The sequence below is a fragment of the Actinomadura sp. NPDC048955 genome (genome assembly GCF_040649435.1).
Taxonomy (GTDB): Bacteria; Actinomycetota; Actinomycetes; order Streptosporangiales; family Streptosporangiaceae; genus Spirillospora; species Spirillospora luteofluorescens.
The window spans coordinates 112,266-131,633 of record NZ_JBEZJI010000021.1 but is presented as its reverse complement, the minus strand read 5'-3'; the positions used below and the strand labels follow the sequence as shown (position 1 = coordinate 131,633).

At 69.6% G+C, this 19,368-nt stretch carries 18 protein-coding genes; all 18 read right to left on the bottom strand.

Annotated features, from left to right (window positions below; genetic code table 11):
- Positions 1–317: hypothetical protein (locus AB0C84_RS21465; RefSeq protein WP_361068915.1), on the bottom strand; the 317-nt coding region annotated here is incomplete at its 3' end.
- 474 nt (positions 318–791) lie between these two features.
- Positions 792–1,889: a hypothetical protein gene (locus AB0C84_RS21460; RefSeq protein WP_361068912.1), complete on the bottom strand. Its 1,098-nt coding sequence runs from the start codon at positions 1,887–1,889 to the stop codon at positions 792–794.
- A complete protein-coding gene (locus AB0C84_RS21455; RefSeq protein WP_179845914.1) occupies positions 1,886–2,374 on the bottom strand; it encodes a nuclear transport factor 2 family protein in 489 nt (162 codons plus the stop codon). Before AB0C84_RS21455 ends, AB0C84_RS21460 begins: the two co-directional genes overlap by 4 nt.
- A gap of 10 nt (positions 2,375–2,384) precedes the next feature.
- Positions 2,385–3,866, bottom strand: coding sequence for an MlaD family protein (locus AB0C84_RS21450; protein WP_361068908.1), 1,482 nt, complete (start codon positions 3,864–3,866; stop codon positions 2,385–2,387).
- The gene (locus tag AB0C84_RS21445) at positions 3,863–5,227 is read right to left on the bottom strand and encodes an MCE family protein (protein WP_361068905.1); all 1,365 of its coding nucleotides are present in this window, start codon (positions 5,225–5,227) and stop codon (positions 3,863–3,865) included. The genes AB0C84_RS21450 and AB0C84_RS21445 overlap by 4 nt, the downstream gene beginning before the upstream one ends.
- On the bottom strand, positions 5,224–6,501 hold the full coding sequence (locus tag AB0C84_RS21440) for an MCE family protein (RefSeq protein ID WP_361068902.1): 1,278 nt from the start codon (positions 6,499–6,501) through the stop codon (positions 5,224–5,226). Before AB0C84_RS21440 ends, AB0C84_RS21445 begins: the two co-directional genes overlap by 4 nt.
- A 15-nt stretch (positions 6,502–6,516) precedes the next feature.
- A complete protein-coding gene (locus AB0C84_RS21435; RefSeq protein ID WP_361068894.1) occupies positions 6,517–7,593 on the bottom strand; it encodes an MCE family protein in 1,077 nt (358 codons plus the stop codon).
- Positions 7,594–8,625 carry an MCE family protein gene (locus AB0C84_RS21430; RefSeq protein ID WP_361068892.1) on the bottom strand — a complete coding sequence of 344 codons (1,032 nt, stop codon included), beginning with the start codon at positions 8,623–8,625 and terminating at the stop codon, positions 7,594–7,596. It lies immediately after the preceding gene.
- Complete coding sequence (locus AB0C84_RS21425) at positions 8,622–9,926, bottom strand: MCE family protein (protein ID WP_258943710.1); 1,305 nt, start codon at positions 9,924–9,926, stop codon at positions 8,622–8,624. The genes AB0C84_RS21430 and AB0C84_RS21425 overlap by 4 nt, the downstream gene beginning before the upstream one ends.
- A gap of 5 nt (positions 9,927–9,931) precedes the next feature.
- Complete coding sequence (locus AB0C84_RS21420) at positions 9,932–10,780, bottom strand: ABC transporter permease (protein WP_179845907.1); 849 nt, start codon at positions 10,778–10,780, stop codon at positions 9,932–9,934.
- Positions 10,781–11,479, bottom strand: coding sequence for an ABC transporter permease (locus AB0C84_RS21415; RefSeq protein ID WP_229810621.1), 699 nt, complete (start codon positions 11,477–11,479; stop codon positions 10,781–10,783). It lies immediately after the preceding gene.
- Positions 11,480–11,631: 152 nt separating this feature from the next.
- A complete protein-coding gene (locus AB0C84_RS21410; RefSeq protein WP_258943709.1) occupies positions 11,632–12,756 on the bottom strand; it encodes an ABC transporter ATP-binding protein in 1,125 nt (374 codons plus the stop codon).
- A 617-nt stretch (positions 12,757–13,373) separates the two neighbouring features.
- Positions 13,374–13,757 carry a 50S ribosomal protein L7/L12 gene (rplL, locus tag AB0C84_RS21405; RefSeq protein ID WP_258943708.1) on the bottom strand — a complete coding sequence of 128 codons (384 nt, stop codon included), beginning with the start codon at positions 13,755–13,757 and terminating at the stop codon, positions 13,374–13,376.
- Positions 13,758–13,811: 54 nt separating this feature from the next.
- A complete protein-coding gene (rplJ, locus tag AB0C84_RS21400) occupies positions 13,812–14,375 on the bottom strand; it encodes a 50S ribosomal protein L10 (RefSeq protein ID WP_179845905.1) in 564 nt (187 codons plus the stop codon).
- A 325-nt stretch (positions 14,376–14,700) separates the two neighbouring features.
- Complete coding sequence (locus AB0C84_RS21395) at positions 14,701–15,579, bottom strand: DUF6612 family protein (RefSeq protein ID WP_361068886.1); 879 nt, start codon at positions 15,577–15,579, stop codon at positions 14,701–14,703.
- A gap of 88 nt (positions 15,580–15,667) precedes the next feature.
- Positions 15,668–16,522 (bottom strand): hypothetical protein, encoded by an 855-nt coding sequence (locus AB0C84_RS21390; protein WP_361068883.1) that lies wholly within the window; start codon positions 16,520–16,522, stop codon positions 15,668–15,670.
- A 162-nt stretch (positions 16,523–16,684) separates the two neighbouring features.
- Positions 16,685–17,563, bottom strand: coding sequence for a hypothetical protein (locus tag AB0C84_RS21385; RefSeq protein ID WP_361068880.1), 879 nt, complete (start codon positions 17,561–17,563; stop codon positions 16,685–16,687).
- A 91-nt stretch (positions 17,564–17,654) separates the two neighbouring features.
- Positions 17,655–19,202 carry an AMP-binding protein gene (locus AB0C84_RS21380; protein ID WP_361068877.1) on the bottom strand — a complete coding sequence of 516 codons (1,548 nt, stop codon included), beginning with the start codon at positions 19,200–19,202 and terminating at the stop codon, positions 17,655–17,657.
- Positions 19,203–19,368: the final 166 nt, after the last annotated feature.

Below are 19,368 nucleotides of genomic sequence, written 5' to 3'. Positions count from 1 at the left end.
TTGCACTCCTCCACGGAGTACTTGGGCGGCTCGAACCGGTGATCCCGGAACGACAGGGACATGGTCCCGGAGAAGTCCTCGATCGGACTGATCTCTTCGAAGATCTCCTCCAGCCCCGACTGCGTCGGGACGCTCTTACTTCCGGCCTTCTGGGCCGCCTCGACCCGGGCCTTCCACCTCTCGTTGCCCAGCAGCCAGTCGAACGAGTTGGTCTGCAGAGCAAGGAGGTCCGGGACTTCGAGCGGCTCCTTGATGCGCGCGAAGGAGACGCGGTTCGGACCGGTTGCGGTATTCGAGGCGTTGCGCGAGGCTGCCAAGAGTGGTCCTTCCGAGGGCTCGCGGCGTAACAGATGACACGCACGCCAGACGATCCACGATCGAGACCTGCTCGAAGAGGTCCAAATCGGACCCTCAAAGAGGCCCAAACCGGACCTTCACAGGGGTGCTCTCACACGTGGATAGTCAGAGGGCAGCGCAAAGGGGCAGTGTAGCCGAACCGGTACACCGCTCGCAACTCTAGCGCCGCAGTATGCATCACGTTGCCATGGAGCATCGCCCCTCAGCGCCTCTCAGTCAAGAGCGGACTTGGACTTTTCAGGCCCTGACCTGCAGTGAGGAAGGCCATAGTTTAGGGATCCGGGTTGACAGCCCGCGAATCGCCGCAGGCGGCGGGTCGCGCGCCCGGCGGCCGCGCGACCCGCGACCTCGGCTAGGTCCGGCCCGGGAGGGTTAACAGCGACTCGTCCAGAGGCCGCGACGGGCATCTGGAAGACGCCGGGAGAGACGGCCGTCTAGGAGAGGACGGTCAGCTCGGAGGCGAGCCACTTGCCGTCCTTGTTGACCATCGTCAGCTTGATGCGCAGGGGCTCCGGGAGGCGCTGCTGCTTGTCGCTCTTGGTCGCCGAGGACCGGTTGGCGTAGACGAGCGCCACGACCTTGTCAGGGGTCGCGCTCACGACGCCGACCTTCATCACGGTCGTGTTGGAGACGGCCTGCTGCTGGACGGCGACGGTTTTGAGCTGCAAGGCGAGCTTGTCGTACTGGGTGTGCAGCTTGCCCGTCGTGGTGGCGGACGCGGCCTTCAGGTCGGTGTCCAGCGTCTGGTAGTCGTACGAGGACAGCTTCTGGGCCGCGCGGGACGCCGCGAAGGACGCCTCCTTGGACGCCTGCTCGGTCGCGTTCTGCTCGCGGACCTTCAACGCCAGCGCCGTGGTGCCGGCCGCGAGCGCGATCGCCAGGACGGCCAGGACGGCGATGACGGTCGACCTGCCGCCCAGCCGGGACCGGCCCTCCGGCTCGTCGTCGTCCTCGGAATCCTCAGCGTCCTCGTCGGTCGCCTTGGCGGGCTTCTTGAGGTTCAGACGCTTGGTCCTGGCGGCCTTCGCAGGCTTCGCGGCCTCGGCGTCCTCCTCGGCCTCAGCAGCGTCTTCGGCCTCTTCGGCCTCGCCGTCTTCCTCGGCCTCAGCGTCTTCCTCGGCCTCTACGACTTCGGCGGCCTTGGCGCCCTTGGTGCTCTTTGCGACCTTGGTCGTCTTGACGGCCTTGGCGTCGTCATCGGCGAGGGCCTCGGCGTCCGTCTCCGCCGCTGAGTCGCCCTCTGCGGCTTCGTCCTCATCGGACGTGACTTCGGACGCCTTCCGGCCGCGACGAGGCTTCTTGGGGGATTTGAGGGCCTTCGGAGCCTCCTCCGGGACGTCCTCCCCCGGCTCCACGTCCGGCTCCACGTCCGGCGCCTCGTCCGCCGCGGCCTCTTCGGCGGCGGCCGCCTCGTCCGCGGCGATCTGGGCGAGCCGCGCGGCCTCCCGGGCCTTCGCCGCGGCCTCCTCCGCCAGGCGCGCCGCCTCGGCGGCCTCCTCGGCCCTGGCCGCTCGATCCGCCTTGATCGTCACGGGACAACCTCCAGTCCGGACACGAGCCAGCGGCCGTCGACCCGCGTGAGGTCCATCTGGTACCGGTAGCCCTGCGGCGTACCGTTCTGCACCTTGTCGTTGGTGACGGTCCCGGTGAGGGACACCATCACCTCGGCGGAGTCGCCGTCGATGGAGACCAGCGCGGCGTCGACGTCACTGACCGTCGACTTGGCCTTGGCCTTGGTGATCTGCTGCATGAAGGCGTTCGACTGGCTTCCCAGCTTGTTCTTGAGGTCGCCGGTGGTGCCGCCCACGATGCGGTCCAGGTCGCGCTGGGCGGTGGCGGCGCTGAGCGACATCAGGTTGACGCCCATCTGGCGCGCCGACTGGATCGCCTTCGCCTTCTGGTCGGCCTCGTCCCTGTTCCGGAGGGAGACCACGCCCAGCCAACCGGACGCGATGGCGAGCCCCACCACGACGACGCTCAGCACGATCGCGGTGATCAGGGGTAGACGGCGCCTCATCGTGCCCGCCTCACTGGCTCAGCGGTCCGAGCAGGAGCCACTTCCACGAGGATTCCTCTCCCAACTGGCGTGTACCGGCGCTGCGCGGCATGACGTAGCGCTTGCCATCGGGGCCGTAGACCGCGCCCGTCGATGGATCGTATCCAGCGAATTCGACTGAACCGGCCGGGTACGACAGGTACAGGTTTCCGTCCGCGAGCTGGCCCGTCGGGGCGGCCGCGGCCTTCGCCTTGGTCTTGCCGGAGCCCTTGGCGTCCGTCTTGCCGCCATCGCCGTCGCCGCTGCCGCCGCCGTCCCCGCGGGTGCCGTACGCGCCGCCCTCGGGGAACCCGGCGCCGGTGGTGGCGCCCGCGGGGACCTGCGGGAACGGTGCGATGGCGTCACGCGGGAAGTTGCGGGCGCCGCGCACGGCCGTGGGGGCGTTGCGGGGCGCCTTGCAGCCGACGTCCAGGCGCGGCTTCTTCTTCGAGGTGTCCTGCGGCCAGCGGTGCTTGACCTTCTCGTAGCCCTGGGTGCAGGCGGGAGGCGCGTCGATGTTCAGGTCGAGGCCCAGGTGCTGGGTCCCGTCGCCGGGCGTGACGGTGAACGCGCCCGCGACCGTCACCGGGTAGAGGATGAACAGCGACCGCAGGCCGGCCTTGCGGGACGCGATGACCTGGCCGGTGGTGGTGAGGTTGGCCAGCAGGACGGGCAGCGTCGGCGCGAGCTGGTTGATGGCCTTGTGGGTCTCGTCCACCGCGCCCGGCGCGTTGTCGATGGTCTTTCGCAGCGCCGGGTCGTCGTTGCGGAGCGAGGTGGTCAGCGCGTTCAGGTTGCGGGCGAAGCCCTGGATGTTGGCGGCCTGGCCGCGCTGGGTGTCCAGGACGGTCACGCCGTTGTTCAGCAGCCGCTCGGTGTCGGGGTAGGCCTCGTTGGCGGTCTTCAGCAGCCGGTCGGTGTCGTCCAGGATCGACTGCAGGTCCGAGGCGGAGCCGGAGAACGCCTTGTCCAGCTCGTCCACGATGACCCCGAGGTCCTTGGTGTTCACCGAGCCCACGAGGGAGTCGACGTTGCGCAGCAGCTCGGCCGTGGAAACCGGCAGCGTGGTGCGGCTCCGCGGGATGGTGTACGGGTCGCCCTGGTCCATGTAGGGCCCGGACTTCGTGGTGGGCTCCAGGTCGATGTACTGCTCGCCGACCGCCGACCGGTTCGCCACGACGGCCTTGGTGCCCTCGCGCGGGATCCGCTTGCCGCGCTCCAGCAGCAGCTTGACGCGGATGCCGTCCTTGGTCAGCTCGATGGGGCCGACGCGCCCGACCGGGACGCCCCGGTAGGTGACCTCGGCGTTGGTGAACACGCCGCCGGAGTCGGTGAGGTCGACGTAGGCGATGTACTGCTTGCCGAGCAGGTCGCGGCCGATGCCGATGTAGTTGACCGAGACGATCGCCACGCCGACGACGGTGATGACCGCGAAGGCGATGAGCTGGATGATGACGCCGCGCTTGAGGATCACGAGAGGCCCCCCGTCATCAGGGTCCGCAGACCGCCGTCACCGGGGTCGGGGGCGAGCGCGCCCGGCCGTCCCTGGTCGTTCGTGCCGGCCGGCTTCCCTGGGGTCTGTGTGGCGCCGCCGGGCAGGCCCGGCAGCCCGCCCTGGCTCCCGCCGCCGCCCGGCGCCTGCGGCAGGACGCCCAGCGGGGAGTCCGGCAGCGTCACGTTCGGGACCTGGAGCATGCCGCGCATCTGCTTGCCGCTGCCGAGCAGCCCTTCCAGGTCGGTGCCGCCGAGCAGGTTCTGCGCGATGGACTCGAAGTCCAGGTCGACGGTGAGCCGCACGTTGCCGTAGTCGCCCGCGATGACGTTCTCGAACGTGGCGGGGAACGGGAAGGTGATCAGCGTCTCCAGCGACTTCGGCAGGTCCGATCCGGCCTTGTTGAGGTTGCGCAGGATCGTGTCGAGGTCCCGCAGGTTGGCCAGCATGTCGGCCTTGGACTGGTCGATCACGTAGGTGGTGGTGCGGCTGAGCTTGTTCAGCGCGACCAGCATCTTGGTGAGGTCGGCCCGGTTGCGGTTGAGGACGGCGATCGCGGGTCCGGTCTTGTCGATGGTGTCCTGGATCGTCTTGCGCTCGTCGGACAGCTTGCCGGTCAGCCGGTCGATGCTGTCCAGCGCCCGGGTGATCGCGGCGCGGTTCTGGTCCAGCGTCCCGGCGAAGGTGTTCACCCGCTGCAGCACCGACTTGATCGTGGACTCCCGGCCGCCCATCGCGGCCTGCAGCTCGTGGCTGATCGTGGAGACCTGCTCCAGGCCGCCGCCGTTGAGCAGCAGCGACATCGCCGACAGCACCTCTTCGATCTCGGTGCCGCGGGACGTGCGGTTCAGCGGGATCAGGTCGTCGTCGGAGAGCTCCCCGACCGGCGCCTCGTTCTTCGGCGGTTCGAGCTGCACGAACTTCTCGCCGAGCAGGCTGGTCTGGCTGACCGTGGCGATCGCGTTGTCGGGGAGCTTGACGTCGCCGCGGAACTTGACCGTGACGACCGCGTGCCAGCCTCCCTGACCGCCCTGTCCCGTCCCGCCGCCCGGCTCGCCGGCCAGCTCGATCTTCTCGACCTTGCCCACCGACACGTCGTTGACCTTGACCGCCGACTGCGGGACGAGGTCCAGCACGTTCGCGAACTCGATCTTCACGGTGCGCGGGTGCGGGCCGAGGTCGGGGCCGCCGGGCAGCGGCAGCGACTCCACGCCGTTGAACGAGCAGCCCGACAGGGCCGTCACGCCCGCGAGCGCGGCGGCGCCGAGCAGCCGCGCCCCGCCGATCGACCTGCCGATCGACCGCCTGCCGATCGACCGCCTGCTCATCGACCGCCTGCTCATCGGCCACCTCCAGGCAGCAGCGCCGTGATGTCCGTCGGCTTCTTCTGGGTTCCGGTCGCCGCGGTCTTGTTCGTGGTGCTCGTCTTGCCGGACTTGCCGGGCCCGCCCTGCGGTCCGTAGGCGTCCGGCGGGACGGGCACCGGGTCGTAGTGCGTGGTCAGCGCGGTGATCCAGGACAGGTCCAGGCTGAACCCGGTCAGCGCCTTGCCGATCCCGTTGTAGGGCGTGACGAAGTCGAGGCACTCCTTGGCGGGCGTGCCCACCGAGTAGGCCAGCGAGCAGATCCAGTCGGCCAGGTTGTGGAACTGGCGGAAGTTGTCGCGGGTGTGGATCGTGCCGCTGATCGGGTCGTAGGCGCGGGCCAGGTTGTTGACGGCGAGCGGGCCCGCGGTGAGGATCTCGGTGAGCGCGCCCTTCTCCTTCACCAGCACACCGGTGATCTGCGCGAGCTGCCGGACGTTGGCGGCCAGCTCGGTGCGGTTGCCCTTGACGAACCGCTGCACGTTCTTCAGCGTCGGGGCCAGGGTGTTGAGGGCCGCGCTCAGCTCCTCCTTCTCCCCCGCCAGCTGCCCGGAGACGCCGTTGAGGTGCCCGGAGAACGACTTGATCTGCTGGTCGTTGGCCTTCATCGCGTCGGTGATGATCCGCAGGTTCTTGATCGTCTCGGCCACGTCGCCGCGGTCGGTGCTCAGCGTGCTGAGCGCCTTGGACGCGTCGGCGATCGTCTGCCGGATGTCCTCGCCCTGCCCGTCCAGGTTCGCCGCGCCGACCTGGAGCAGCCGCGACAGCGAGCCCTGCTCGCCGTTCGCGCCGGGCGCGTTCGCGCCCTGCGGGCCGAGCGCCTTGGACAGCTCGTTCAGGCTCCCGCCGACCTCGTCGACCTCGACCGGCACCGCGGTGCGGTTCGTGCCCAGCGTCGCGCCGTCGGCCAGGACGGCGCCGCCCTTGTAGACGGGCGTGATCTGGACGTAGCGGTCGGCGACGAGCGTCTGGTTGACGATCACGGCCTGCGCGCCCGCGGGGACCTTGTACTTCGCGTCGTAGCTCAGCTCGACCTTCACCGCGTCGCCGACGGGCTCGACGCTGGTGACCTCGCCGACGGGGATGCCGAGGATGCGGACGTCGGCGCCCTTGTACAGGCCGACCGCCTTGGTGAAGTACGCCGTCATGTGGCGCTGCCCCGGCTCCTGGAGGACCAGCAGGAGCACGGCGGCCAGCACCGCGACGGCGAGGATCGCGCCGCCCAGGCGAAGGATGCTCGTGGAGTTACGCACTGGTGACCTGCCTGCTCACGGGAGGAAGGGCAACGGGTTGTCGCTGTTGCCGGTCTTGCCGGGGCCGGGCGATCCGCCGCCCGGGCGGGCGCCCTGCCTGTTCGTCGTCGCGCCTCCGCCGGACGGGGGGTTCTGGATCGAGGCGGGGATCGGGATCAGGTTCTGGATCCACGAGTCGAACCAGCGGCCGGTGCCCGTCACGTCGGAGAACTGCCGGGCGAAGGGCGCGAACAGCTGGAGGATCCGGTCCAGGTTGTTCTGGTTCTTCAGCAGGATCCGGTTGACCTTGGCCAGGTTGTCCAGCATCGGGCGCAGCTGCCGGTCGTTCTCGTTGATCAGCGCGTTCACCTGCTGCGACAGGGTCACGGTGTTGATCAGCAGCTGGTGGATCACCTCGCGCCTGGCCTGCACCGCCTGGAGCACCTTGTCGCCGTCCTGGACGAGCTTGGCGAAGTCCTGGTTGCGGTCGGCGAGCAGCTTGGAGACGTCCTTGGCCTTGCCGGCCAGCTCGTGCAGCTCGTCGTCGCGGGACGCGACCGTGTTGGACAGCCGGCGCAGCCCCTGCAGGGAGGCCCTGACCTCCTCCGGGGAGTTCTTGAAGGTGTCCGACAGCACGTCGAACGACTTGGCGACCTGCTGCACGTCGATCGCGCCGACGCGCTGGCTCAGCTCGCTGATCGCGGGCACGACCTCGAACGGGGTGTGCGTCCGCTCGATCGGGACGTTGCGGCCGAGCCGCCCGCGCCCGCGCGGGGTGAGCGCGAGGTAGTGCGCGCCGAGCACCGTCTTGATCTTGATGTCGGCCTCGGTGCGGTCGCCGAGCCGCACGCCGTCGTCGACCCGGAAGGTGACCTTGACGTGGTCGCCGTCCAGCTCCAGCCCGGTGACCTTGCCGACCTTGACGCCCGCGATGCGGACCTCCTCGCCGGCCCGCAGCCCGGCCGCCTCCCGGAACGCGGCGGTGTGGGTCTTGCCGCCGGCGATGAACGGGATGTTCTCCAGGTTCATCGCCAGCACCACCAGCACGATGATGATCGCGAACGCGGAGAGCCCGATGGGGACCGGGTTGCGTTCCCGGAACGGGATCCTCATCTACTTGCACCTCGCGTTCTCGTTCACGATCGCCGGCGTCTGGTAGACCGGTCCGCCCGGCAGCCGCACCCGCGCGTCGAGACCGCAGATGTACATGTTGAACCAGGAGCCGTAGGAGGAGATGTTGACCAGCCCCTCCAGCCGCTTCGGCGTCCGCTGCAGGCCCGCGTCGAGCTCCTTGCCGTTCGCGTCGAACGTGGCGGTGAGCTTGCGCAGCCCCGCGATGTCGTTGCGGATGCCGGGGCGGGCGTCGGCGAGCAGGTCCTGCGTGGTGCCGGTCAGATCGTTGATCGCCGCCACCGAGTCGAAGATCGCCTGGCGGTCCCCCGAGACCCCGCTGACGAACCCGCGCAGGTCCGTGATCAGCTGGTTGACCTCGGTGTGCCGCTCGTCGATGGTGCCGAGCACGGTGTTCAGGTTGTCGATCACCTGGCCGATGACCTTGTCCCGGTCGGCGAGCGTGTTGGTCAGCGACGCGACGTGCGCGAGCAGGCTGTTGATCGTCCCGCCCTCGCCCTGGAGCACCTGGATGATCTGCATCGCGAGCGTGTTGACGTCCTTGGGCTCCAGCGCGCGGAACAGCGGCCGGAACCCGTTGAACAGGGTCGTCAGGTCCAGCGCGGGCGTGGTCTGCGCGACGGGAATCGTCCCGCCCGGCCTGAGGTAGTCGTTGGCCTGGCCCGCGCCGTCGGTCAGCGCCAGGTACCGCTGGCCCATCAGGTTGCGGTACCGGATCTGCGCCCGGGTGGACGAGGGCAGCCCCGCCTTGAACACGCTCTCCTTCTGGAGGCTGAACGTCACCTCGGCCTTGTCGCCCCTGTACAACTCGATGTGCTCGATCTGGCCGACCCGGACGCCGGCGACGCGCACGTCGTCCTTGTCGAGCAGGCCCGTCACGTCCGAGAAGATCGCCTTGTAGGTGGTCGTCTCGCGGAACCGCATGTTGGAGATCGTCATCGCCAGCACCCCGGTGGCCAGCGAGGTGACGACCACGAAGATCCCCAGCTTGATCGCCGCACTGGTCGTCCTCACTTGACCGTCACCACCGATCCGTCGCCCAGCAGCGGCCCGAACATCAGCGCCGCGACGTCGGACAGCTGGTCGGCGCGGGTCCGCGTCACCGGTCCGAGCACGTTCTTGATCTTGTCCTTCTCGCTCATCGAGCCCGGGTCGACGAAGACGTTCGACAGCGCCCGGCCGCGGCTCCCGCCGGCGTTCGGGTCATCGGGGTTCTTCCACCACAGGTCGTCCTGCGTGCCGTCCAGCGCGAGGTAGGTCGGGGACGGGACCTTGGGGTTCGGCAGCCCGTAGCAGCGCGGATCGCGCTGGTCCTTCGCCTCCGGCTTGTCCAGCGGGTACTTGTAGCCCGGCACGGGCTTGACGATCTCGACCGTCAGGTTGAAGGTCTTGGACCCGTTGCCGCCGGCCACCCGCTGCGACTCCGGCTTGAGCTTCATCAGCCCGGCGAAGACGCACGGCAGGGACGGCGAGTAGCGGGCGATCAGGTCCAGGCCGTCCCGGTTCGCGATGTTGAAGCCGATGATCTTCGGGGCGTTCTGCCGCATGAACACGTCGCCGTCCTGGGCCAGCGCGGTCGTCGCCGGGATCAGCTGCTCGATCGTGGCCTTCTTGTCGGTGATCGTCCGGCTGGTGACGTTGAGGTTGCGGAGCGTCTGCAGCAGGTCGGGCGCCGCGGCGTTGTAGATGTCGGAGACGTCGGCCAGGGCGTTCAGGTCGTGCACCAGCGTGCCGAGCTGCGGGTTGACCTTCCGCAGCAGCTCGTCGGCCTCCTCCAGGTTCCGGCCGATCTGGTCGCCGCGGCCCTGCAGCGCCGTCGCCAGGGCGTTCAGCGTCGCGTTCAGCTCCGCCGGCTTCACCGCCTGCAGCAGCGGGAGCAGGTCGTTCAGCACCTTGTCGATCTCGACGGCCGCCTGGGAGCGGTCCTGCTGGATCACCTGGCCGGAGCGCAGCCCGAGCGCGCCCGCCTGCGCCGGGATCTCCAGATCCACGTACTTCTCGCCGAACAGCGTCTTCGGCAGCAGCCGCGCCTGCACGTTGCGCGGGATCAGCTTCGCCTTGCCCGGGTCGAGCGCCAGGTGGAGCGTCGCCCCCTGCGCGTCGGCGTCGGTGCCGCGCACCTCGCCGACGATCAGGCCGCGGACCTTCACGTCCGAGTGCGGCAGCAGCTGCAGCCCCGCCCGCTCGCTCCGCACCTTCACGTCGAGCGTCGGCGTGAAGGCCTTGTTGTACAGCGCCACGGTCAGCGCCAGCAGCAGAACGATCACGACGACCATGGACGCGCCGAGGATGCGGAAGCGCAGACGTTCGCCCATCGCCGTCACCCCGCGATCCGGACGCTGGTGGTCGTGCCCCAGATCGCCATGCCGAGCATCAGGTCGACCACGTTGATCACCACGATGCTGGTGCGCACCGCGCGGCCCACCGCCACGCCGACGCCCGCCGGGCCGCCGGAGGCGTGGTAGCCGTAGTAGCAGTGGATCAGCATCACCAGCACCGCGAAGACGATCACTTTTCCGAACGACCACAAGATGTCGTACGGCGGTAGGAACAGATGGAAATAGTGGTCGTAGGTGCCGGTCGACTGGCCGTAGAACATCGTCACGATGACCCGGGTCGCGCCGTAGGAGGCGAGCAGGCCCACGATGTACAGCGGGATGACCGCGATCATCCCGGCGAGCATCCGGGTGGTGACCAGGAACGGCATCGACGGGACGGCCATGACCTCCAGCGCGTCGATCTCGTCGGAGATCCGCATCGCGCCGAGCTGGGCGGTGAACCCGCAGCCGACCGTCGCCGACAGCGCGAGCGCCGACACCAGCGGCGCGATCTCGCGGGTGTTGAAGTAGGACGCGACGAACCCGGTGAACGCGGCCGTGCCGATCTGGTTCAGCGACTCGTAGCCCTGCAGGCCGACCTGGCTGCCGGTGAAGAACGTCATGAACCCGACGATCACCACCGAGCCGCCGATCACCGCGAGGCCGCCGGTGCCGAGGCTCACCTCGGCCAGCAGCCGCAGCACCTCCTTGCGGTACCGGCGCAGCACCCGGAACACCCACGCGAACGCGCCGGCGTAGAACGACATCTGGTGGCCGAAGTCGTCCAGCCGGTCGAGCGGCGCGCTCACCACCCGCCGGGCGGCCTTGCCCGTCTTGCCAGGGGCGGTCATCTACATCCCCTTCGACGGGACGAACTGGAAGTACAGCGTGGAGATCAGGAAGTTCTCCAGGAACAGGAGCATGAACGTGATGACGACGGTCTGGTTGACCGCGTCGCCCACGCCCTTGGGCCCGCCCTTGGCGTTCAGGCCCTTGTAGGCGGCGACCAGGCCCGCGGTGATGCCGAAGACGAACGCCTTGAACTCGGCCTGCAGCAGGTCGGGCAGCTGCGCGATGGCGTTGAAGGACGCCAGGTAGGCGCCGGGGGTGCCGCCCTGGAGCATCACGTTGAAGAAGTAGCCGCCCAGCAGGCCGACCACCGAGACCAGCCCGTTGAGGAACAGCGCGACGAACGCGCAGGCGAGCATCCGCGGCACCACCAGGCGGTGCAGGGGGTTGATGCCCAGCACCTCCATGGCGTCGATCTCCTCGCGGATCTTCCGGGAGCCGATGTCGGCGCACATCGCCGACCCTGCGGCGCCCGCGACCAGCAGCGAGGTGACCAGCGGGCTGGCCTCCCGGACGATCGCGACCACCGCGGTCGCGCCGGTGTAGGACTGCGCGCCGAGCTGCCGGATCAGCCCGCCGACCTGCAGGGACAGCACGCCGCCGAAGGGGATGGCGACCAGCATCGTGGGGACGACGGTGACGCTGACGATGAACCAGGCCTGCTGGATGAACTCGCGCCACTGGAACGGCCACTGGAACATGGCGCGCCCGGTGTCCAGGCACAGGGCGAAGAAGCGGCCCGGTTCCTTGATCGCGACGTTGGCCGCGCCGTCCCCGATCTTGCGGAACGTCGCCGAAGAGCCCCCGCCCTTCCCTGCCCCTCGCTGGTCCGCGCCGATACCAGGAGTGGACATCAGTAGCCTGCACCCGCTCCCGGCCGGCCGGGCGGCGGGTTGCCGGGGAACTGGCCCCCGGGGCCGCCGGGCGGAGGACCGGAGGGCGGCATGGCGCCGGGCGCCCCGTGCGCGCCGCCCGCGGGGGCGCCGACGGGGGTCATGGACGCCACGTACCGCGGCCACTCCTCCACCCAGTTGCGGCCGAGGTCGTCGATGAACGAGCCGGGCGGGGGCGTGACGCCGTGCGCCGCGCACCACGCGCCGGGCGCGTGCATGCCGGTGCGGATCAGCCCGTTGCTCGGCATCTGCTGCGGCGGGATCGGCGGCAGCTTGCCCGGGTCGTGGCCCATCTTCGCCTCGGCCTCCAGCTCGGACTCGTCCTTCTCCTCGGACATGCCGATCGGGCCGATCTTGCTGGCGTTGAGGAACTGCCGGACGACCGGCTCCTCGCTGGACAGCAGCATCTCCCGCGGCCCGAACATCGCCAGGTGCCGCTGGTACAGCAGGCCGATGTTGTCCGGGAGGGTGCGGGCGGTGTTGATGTCGTGGGTGACGATCAGGAACGTCGCGCCGATCTGCGCGTTGAGGTCGATGAAGACCTGGTTCAGGAACGCGGTGCGGACCGGGTCGAGGCCGGAGTCCGGCTCGTCCACCAGCAGGATCTCGGGGTCCAGGACGAGCGCGCGGGCCAGGCCGGCGCGCTTCTTCATACCGCCGGAGATCTCACCGGGAAGTTTGTGCTCGGCACCGAGAAGACCGACCAGGTCCATCTTCTCCATGACGATGCGCTTGATCTCGGACTCGGACTTCTTGGTGTGCTCGCGGAGCGGGAACGCGATGTTGTCGAACAGGTTCATGGAGCCGAACAGGGCGCCGTCCTGGAACAGGACGCCGAACAGCTTCCGGGTGTCGTACAGCTGCGACTCGGGCAGGTAGGGCAGGTCCCTGTCGCCGATCCAGATGTGCCCGCGGTCGGGCTTGAGCAGCCCCACGAGGGACTTCAGGAAGACCGACTTTCCGGTGCCGGACGGACCCAGGAGAACGGAGATCTCACCTGCGGGAATGGTCAGCGACACGTCCTGCCAGATCACCTGGCGGCCGAAGGACTTCGTCAGGCCCTCGACTCTGATCTCGACGCCCACTCGTCACCTTTCGTCCAGGCCGGGGGAATCCCGAACCAATGAGCGAGTAGCACTCAGGCTCTTTCTGTCGTCACACCGCGCTCTGTCTCCACGCCGCGTTCGGTCGTCACACCGCGTGTCCGCCGCATTGCTACCGTCCGGTAGCCGTGACGGGTGCCACCACCGTAGCGGCCCCCCGTCCAAATGGAAGGGGTTCCCACCCAGATCAGCGGCTAAATGCGACGTCGTAAGACAATCGTTACTTACGGCGCCTATGAGACTAGTGGTCCAAGAACCGGAGCCTCAAGACCGGGGTGCCCGGGGACGGCCGCGACCGTGCGGCCCGCCGCACCGCGGAGACGTGAGCGGCCGGGTGTGGCCACAGCGTCAGAACGGGACGCTACGCCGGGGGCGGGAAGCCGCACAACCCGCCGGGGCGCACGGTTTCCCGCAGGCGTTTGTCACCTCAGCACAGAAAACGGACCTTCCCGGCATGGCTCCTCCACGTTCCACGACAAGGCCGCCCACCGGCCGCGGCCGGGCCCCCGCACAAGCAAAAGGAGGCGGCCACCCCATCGGGGTGACCGCCTCCTTGGAGAGCGGTGGAGCCGCGCGGGCTCCGGTGCTCCGGAGCGTCGTTACTTGACGGTGACCGAGGCGCCGGCCTTCTCCAGGGCCTCCTTGGCCTTGTCGGCCGTCTCCTTGTTGACCTTCTCCAGCAGCGGCTTCGGCGCGCCGTCGACCAGGTCCTTGGCCTCCTTGAGGCCGAGGCTCGTCAGGGCGCGCACCTCCTTGATGACCTGGATCTTCTTGTCGCCGGCACCCTCGAGGATGACGTCGAACTCGTCCTGCGCCGGGGCCTCCTCGGTGGGCGCCGGGCCCTGGCCCGGGACGACGGCCGCGACGGGGGCGGCGGCCTTGACGTCGAAGACCTCCTCGAACTGCTTCACGAACTCGGAGAGCTCGAGAAGGGTCATCTCCTTGAAGGCGTCGAGCAGGTCGTCGGTGCTGAGCTTCGCCATGATGATTCCTCCGCTATGGCTTGTGATCTGGGGTGGTACGGAACCGCGGGTTGCCTACTCGGCGGACGCCTCGGCGGCGGGTGCCTCGGCGCTCTCGCCCTCGGCCTCGCGCTTGGCGCGCAGCGCCTCGGCGAGCTGGGCGGCCTGCGTCGGCAGGGCGTTGAACAGCGCGGCGGCGTTGGCCATCGAGCCCTTCATCGCACCGGCCAGCTTCGCGAGGAGCACCTCGCGCGACTCGAGGTCCGCCAGCTTGGTGATCTCGGCCGCGTCCATCGACTGACCGTCGATGAAGCCGCCCTTGATCACCAGCATCGGGTTCGTCTTGGCGAAGTCGCGCAGGCCCTTGGCGGCCTCGACCACGTCGCCGCGGACGAACGCGATGGCCGACGGGCCTTCGAGCAGCTCACGGAACTGCTCGTCGACACCGGCCTCGTTCGCGGCGCGCTTGGTCAGCGTGTTCTTCACCACGCGGAACCGCGCGGTCTCGCCGAGGTTGTCGCGCAGCTCCTTGACCTGCGCGACGGAAAGCCCGCGGTACTCGGTCAGCACGGCGCCGTTGGAGCTCTCGAACTCGTTCTTGAGCTCGGCGATCGCCGCGTCCTTGTGGGCCTTGGCCATAGCCCTCCTTCCGATTACCTGGGTGGTCCGACCCGCGCCGCAGTCCGCTGGACGAACTGGGGCGCCGATCCACCAAAAAACGCCCCGGCGCAGGCGCACGGGGCGTCCAGGCACGGCACAGAGGCCATGCGGGAAGCTCTCGTCTCACCTACGCAGGCCGCCCGAACAGAGTCGGGTCCTTCGGTCACCTCGCGGGAGGTGACGACCGGCGGTCTTCGGCATCGGACAGCATACGCGGCCTCGCTGAACGAGGCCAAATCGGGAGACGGAGCGAGGGACCGCGCCCCGGACGGGGTGCGGTCCCTCGGTCGCGCTCAGGCCCGGGTCAGGCGCCGGGCGTCCCGGTGCCGCCGCCGAGCCGGCCCATGATCTCGCCGAAGTCCGTGACCTCGCTCGCCGGCGGTTCGGTGACCTGCACCGGCTTGCCGTAGTCGCGGTACTTCATCGTCATGGTCATGTCGCCCTGCGTCGACTCCGTCGACTTCATCGTCATCTGGCGCGGCAGCTGCTGACCGTCCACCCACAGGTCGAAGTGCATGGCCTGCAGTCCCGTCGTGCCGAGGCTCTTGCGGTAGGCCTCCCGCGTCTCCGGGGACAGCTTGGCGACCGCGTCCTCCATCCGGTACGTGCCGGTGTAGTGGGTCGTCTGGACGCCGTCGATCGTCTCCTTGCCGACCTCGCGCGCGTCCTTGGACGCCGTCAGCATCTTGGTGTTCTGCACCGGGTCCATCTGCCGGGACTGCTGGAGCAGCTCGTCGATGTTCATCCCGGACTTGGCGCCCAGCTCGTCCAGCGAGATCTTGATCCACGGCTTGGACCCGCCGCCGAGCTGGGACAGCATCGGCATCTTCATGTACATGGTCCGGCCGACGAGCCGCTGCTCCATGCCGGACGTCGACTTGCCCGCGACCGTCATCTGCCCGAAGTTCATGCTGTAGGCCAGATCGGGCTTCGTGCGGTACTGCATCGTGCCGTTCATCGACACGTCGCCCGTCGACGAGCCGGTCATCTTCATCGTCAGGTCGGCCTGGAACGAGTCGATCTTGCCGGTCTTCTCGGCGGCCTTGCCGAGGACCTGCGCCGCGGACAGCCGCAGTCCCTTGCCGGCGTCGTCCACCGTCTTCCCGGCGTCCCCGAGGCAGCCGGTCAGCGAGAGGGCGAGGCCGGTGGCCAGCGCCGTGCCTGCCGCGAAACGACGGATCATCAGGGGGTTCTCCTTGGTCTCCTTGGCACCCAGCAATGGGGCCGAACGGTACATCAGACGCAAACGACCCCGCTGAGGTTCACCGTTCTCAGTTGCCGCCGAGGAGACCCTGGAGGGACAGCTGCCCCACCTGGTCGGACGGGGGCGTGTTCACCTTGAACGACTTGCCGTAGTCGCTGTACAGGACGGTCACCGAGCCGTTCTCGCCCTGCGAGCCGGTCGCCTTGGAGACGAGCTTGCGCGGCAGGTTGTCGCCGTCCGTCCACAGGTCGAAATTGATCTTGCCGTTGGCGCGGTCCTTCGGCAGCCACTGCTGCACCTTCGTGCGAGCCTGCGCGTCCAGCCGCTTCAGCGCCTCGTCGACGGTGACCGTCCCGGCGTAGTGCGTCGTCTTGACGCCGTCGACCGTCTCGGTGCCGACCCTGCGGGCGTCCTTGGAGCCGGTGAACATCTTGGTCTGCTCGGCGGGGTCGACCTTCTGCACCTGGTCGACCAGGCCCCGGACGTCGAAGCCGGTCCGCTGCTGCATCTGGTTCACGTCGATCTTCACCCACGGCTTGCCGCCGCTGACGAACTGCGCGAGCTGCGGGACCTTCGCGTACAGCACGTTGCCGGTGAAGACGGCCTGGCCCTTGGCGCCTGGCATGCTCTGCCCGTTCTGGCTGAAGTCGTCCAGCTTCGCGCTGAACTCCAGCGACGGGCGCAGCCGGAACTGCCCGTTGGCGTGGACCTTCCCGCCGCCGTCACCGGTGCCCGTCACCGTCAGGTCGGCCTTGAACGTGTCGGCCTTGCCGGTCTTCTCGGACGCCTTCAGCAGCGCCTGGTTCGCGCTGAGCTTCATGTTGCCGGTGTTGTTCTCCGACCCGTCCCCGTTGCATCCGGACAGGAGGAGCGCGGCGCCCACGGCGGTGCCGCCGGCGGCCACCACGAATCGTCGGTTCATGAGGGTTGAGCCTCCCTTGTCGCCCTGCTGGTGTTCCCAGTCTCTTCGGGCGCTAACGGCGCGGCATCCCCCGGTGGTACGAATGGGGCCCCTCGCGGTACGACCAACGGCGTAGCCGCCCCCTGGCCCGACGTCAGGGTGATCCGGCCTCGCGAACCCGCGTCAGCGGAAGGAACCGAAGGTCATCGACCCGGCGAGCCCCGCGCCGGGCGCCTGCGCGCTGAGGCTGATCGTGGTCGGGCGGGCCTCGCTGTCGGCCAGCAGATCGAGCCCGCATCCGGTGTCGTCCGGCACCCACTTGCGGAACGCCGTCGCCGCGTCCTGCGGCAGCAGCCCGTACACGCCTCCCATGAGCGCCTGCGCGGTGAAGCGCGTCAGCCCGGCGGCGTCCGGCTCGCCCGCCGTCATGCCGGGCAGCGTCCCGATCATGAAGGTGAACTGCCGGGGGTCGGAGCCGTTCTGCAGGGTGCCCAGCTGCGCCGGGGTCAGCGTGGACCGCGTCCACTTCTGCCCGTCGAACCCCTTGAGCGTGCTCCCCTGGACGATCACCTTCTGGGTGACCTTGGACAGCTCGCCGCCCTTCATCGTCTGCGTGACGCCGGTGGCGCTCATCGCGAACTTCGGCCACAGCGTGAACGAGGCCGTCTCGGTGGCGTGCCGGTAGTCGCCGTCCGACCCGACCGTCACCTTCATGTCCGTCTTGCGGGTGAAGGAGTGCAGGCTGGGGCCGGGCTGGGGCGGCGCCGTCGGCAGGCCGTGCGCGGCGCCCCCGTTTCCGGGCGCGCGCGTTCCGGGACGCGCGCTCGCGCCCGGGGCGGCCCCCGGTCCCGGCGCACCGGGCGTGCCCGGGGAGACCGTGGCGGACGCGGCGCCGTTCGGGTTGGCGGGGTCGCGCTGGGCCATCGCCGCGGAGGGAGGCAGCGCCCCCGAGTCCTTGGGCGAATCGCCCCCGATCTTCACCACCATCAGGATCGCCGTGGGCACGACGGCCACCGCGGTCACGGCGGAGATGGCGATGGCCCGATCGGTACGACGCTTCACGCGGCAATTCAACACCAGGTTCCTCGCCGGTAACAAAACAATCGGATACCAAATTGTCCGGTTGCGGACTCCGAGCCGTGTATCCGCCCTTTCAGGGGCTTTCGGGGCGATCGGTCAGCGCGGCGCGGAGGGCGGACTTGCGGATCTTGCCGGTGCCGGTGCGGGGCAGGGCCGCCACGAACTCGACGCGCCGCGGCGTCTTGAAACCGGCGAGCCGGGCGCGGCAGGCCGCCGTCAGGTCCTCCTCCCGCGGCGGGACGCCGTCCGGCACGATCACCGCGCAGACCGACTGGCCCCAGCGCGGATCGGGCAGCCCCACCACCGCGACCTCGCCGACCCCCGGGACCGTGCGCAGGACGTCCTCGACCTCGCGCGACGAGACGTTCTCCCCGCCCGTGATGATCACGTCCTTGAGCCGGTCGGCGAGGTAGAGGTAGCCGTCCCCGTCCACGCGGCCCGCGTCGCCGGTGCGGAACCAGCCGCCCGCGAACGCCTCGGCGGTCGCCTCGGGATCGTCCCAGTACCCGTCCGCCGTCTGCGCTCCCCGGACGGCGACCTCGCCCTGCGCGCCGGGCGGCAGCCGCGACCCGTCCTCGCCGATCACGGCGATCTCCACGCCGCCGGCCGGACGGCCCGCCGACGCCGCCAGCTCCGGCCTCCCCGCGACCGCGGCGCGGTGGTCCGCCGGGGACAGGAACGTCGCGTTGCCGGACAGCTCGGTCATGCCGTACCCCTGGTTCAGGTCGCAGCCGAGCACCGCGTCCGCACGGCGCAGCAGCGGCACCGGCATCGGCGCCGAACCGTACGCGATCACCCGGACGGTGGCCCGCAGCGCCTCCAGCGCCGCCGGGTCCCCCTCAAGGTGGGACAGCAGATCCTCCAGCATCGTCGGGGCGAGCGACAGGTTCGTGACACCGTGCCGGCGCGCCGCGTCCACCAGGACGGCCGGACCGAACCGGCGCATCACGACGGCATGCCGCCGGAACAGGTGATGCAGGACGACCTGGTAACCCGCCACATGGCACAGAGGGAACGGCGTGCAGAACACGTCGTCCGGCAGAACGGGACGCCCCGACGCCGTGACCGCGACGCCCGCGAGCAGGCTCCTGTGGGTGAGCCGCACGCCCTTCGGCCGGCCGGTCGTGCCGCTGGTGAACATCAGCCAGGCGACCTCCCCCGGATCACGGTCGCCCTCCGGTGAGGGGGCCGGGCCGTCCCAAGGAAGGTCGGCGACGTCCACGAGCGGCGGATGGTCAGGGGGAAGCCCTCCCTCGCGGGCCAGCCTCTCCAGCAGCTCCGGCTCCCCGATGACGAGCTCGGCGCCGCAGCGGACGACCTGGTCGGCCCACTCGCGCGGATGCAGCCTCTGGTTGAGCGGCACCAGGATCCTGCCTTCGCGCGGGACCCCGTAATAGGCCGCCACGTACTCCAGCCGGTTGTGCGCGAGCAGCGCCACCCGCGCCCCAGGAGAGCACCGCACGGACAGGTGGGCGCTAAGCGCGTCCGTCCAGGCGCGCAACTCCCGGAACGTCCACGTCGTGCCGTCGACCGACAGCGCCGGAGCCTCGGGGGCGTCCTCCGAGGCCGCGGCGAGCACGTCGTACAGCCGGTGGACGTCCCGACGCCGCGTCCCGCCCATCGCATCCCCTTCGCCGACGATCCGAGCGCCGAATCTAGCGGCGGAGCAGAGGTCGGGGCCGGTCGCGTCCCGCTGAACGCGACCCGGAAACGCGGCCCGGTGAAAAGCGAACAGGGCGCCCCCCGTACTGGGGAGCGCCCTGTTCGGCGTTCTGTGCCGGGCTCGA

Bases quoted from the DNA above. Each gene is read 5' to 3' on its own strand.
- rplJ (WP_179845905.1), bottom strand. From the start codon at position 14,375: ATGGCCAAGGCCCACAAGGACGCGGCGATCGCCGAGCTCAAGAACGAG.
- AB0C84_RS21435 (WP_361068894.1), bottom strand. From the start codon at position 7,593: ATGAGGATCCCGTTCCGGGAACGCAACCCGGTCCCCATCGGGCTCTCC.
- AB0C84_RS21455 (WP_179845914.1), bottom strand. From the start codon at position 2,374: ATGAGGCGCCGTCTACCCCTGATCACCGCGATCGTGCTGAGCGTCGTC.
- AB0C84_RS21425 (WP_258943710.1), bottom strand. From the start codon at position 9,926: ATGGGCGAACGTCTGCGCTTCCGCATCCTCGGCGCGTCCATGGTCGTC.
- AB0C84_RS21415 (WP_229810621.1), bottom strand. From the start codon at position 11,479: ATGTTCCAGTGGCCGTTCCAGTGGCGCGAGTTCATCCAGCAGGCCTGG.
- AB0C84_RS21380 (WP_361068877.1), bottom strand. From the start codon at position 19,202: ATGGGCGGGACGCGGCGTCGGGACGTCCACCGGCTGTACGACGTGCTC.
- AB0C84_RS21445 (WP_361068905.1), bottom strand. From the start codon at position 5,227: ATGAGCAGGCGGTCGATGAGCAGGCGGTCGATCGGCAGGCGGTCGATC.
- AB0C84_RS21390 (WP_361068883.1), bottom strand. From the start codon at position 16,522: ATGAACCGACGATTCGTGGTGGCCGCCGGCGGCACCGCCGTGGGCGCC.
- AB0C84_RS21395 (WP_361068886.1), bottom strand. From the start codon at position 15,579: ATGATCCGTCGTTTCGCGGCAGGCACGGCGCTGGCCACCGGCCTCGCC.
- AB0C84_RS21420 (WP_179845907.1), bottom strand. From the start codon at position 10,780: ATGACCGCCCCTGGCAAGACGGGCAAGGCCGCCCGGCGGGTGGTGAGC.
- rplL (WP_258943708.1), bottom strand. From the start codon at position 13,757: ATGGCGAAGCTCAGCACCGACGACCTGCTCGACGCCTTCAAGGAGATG.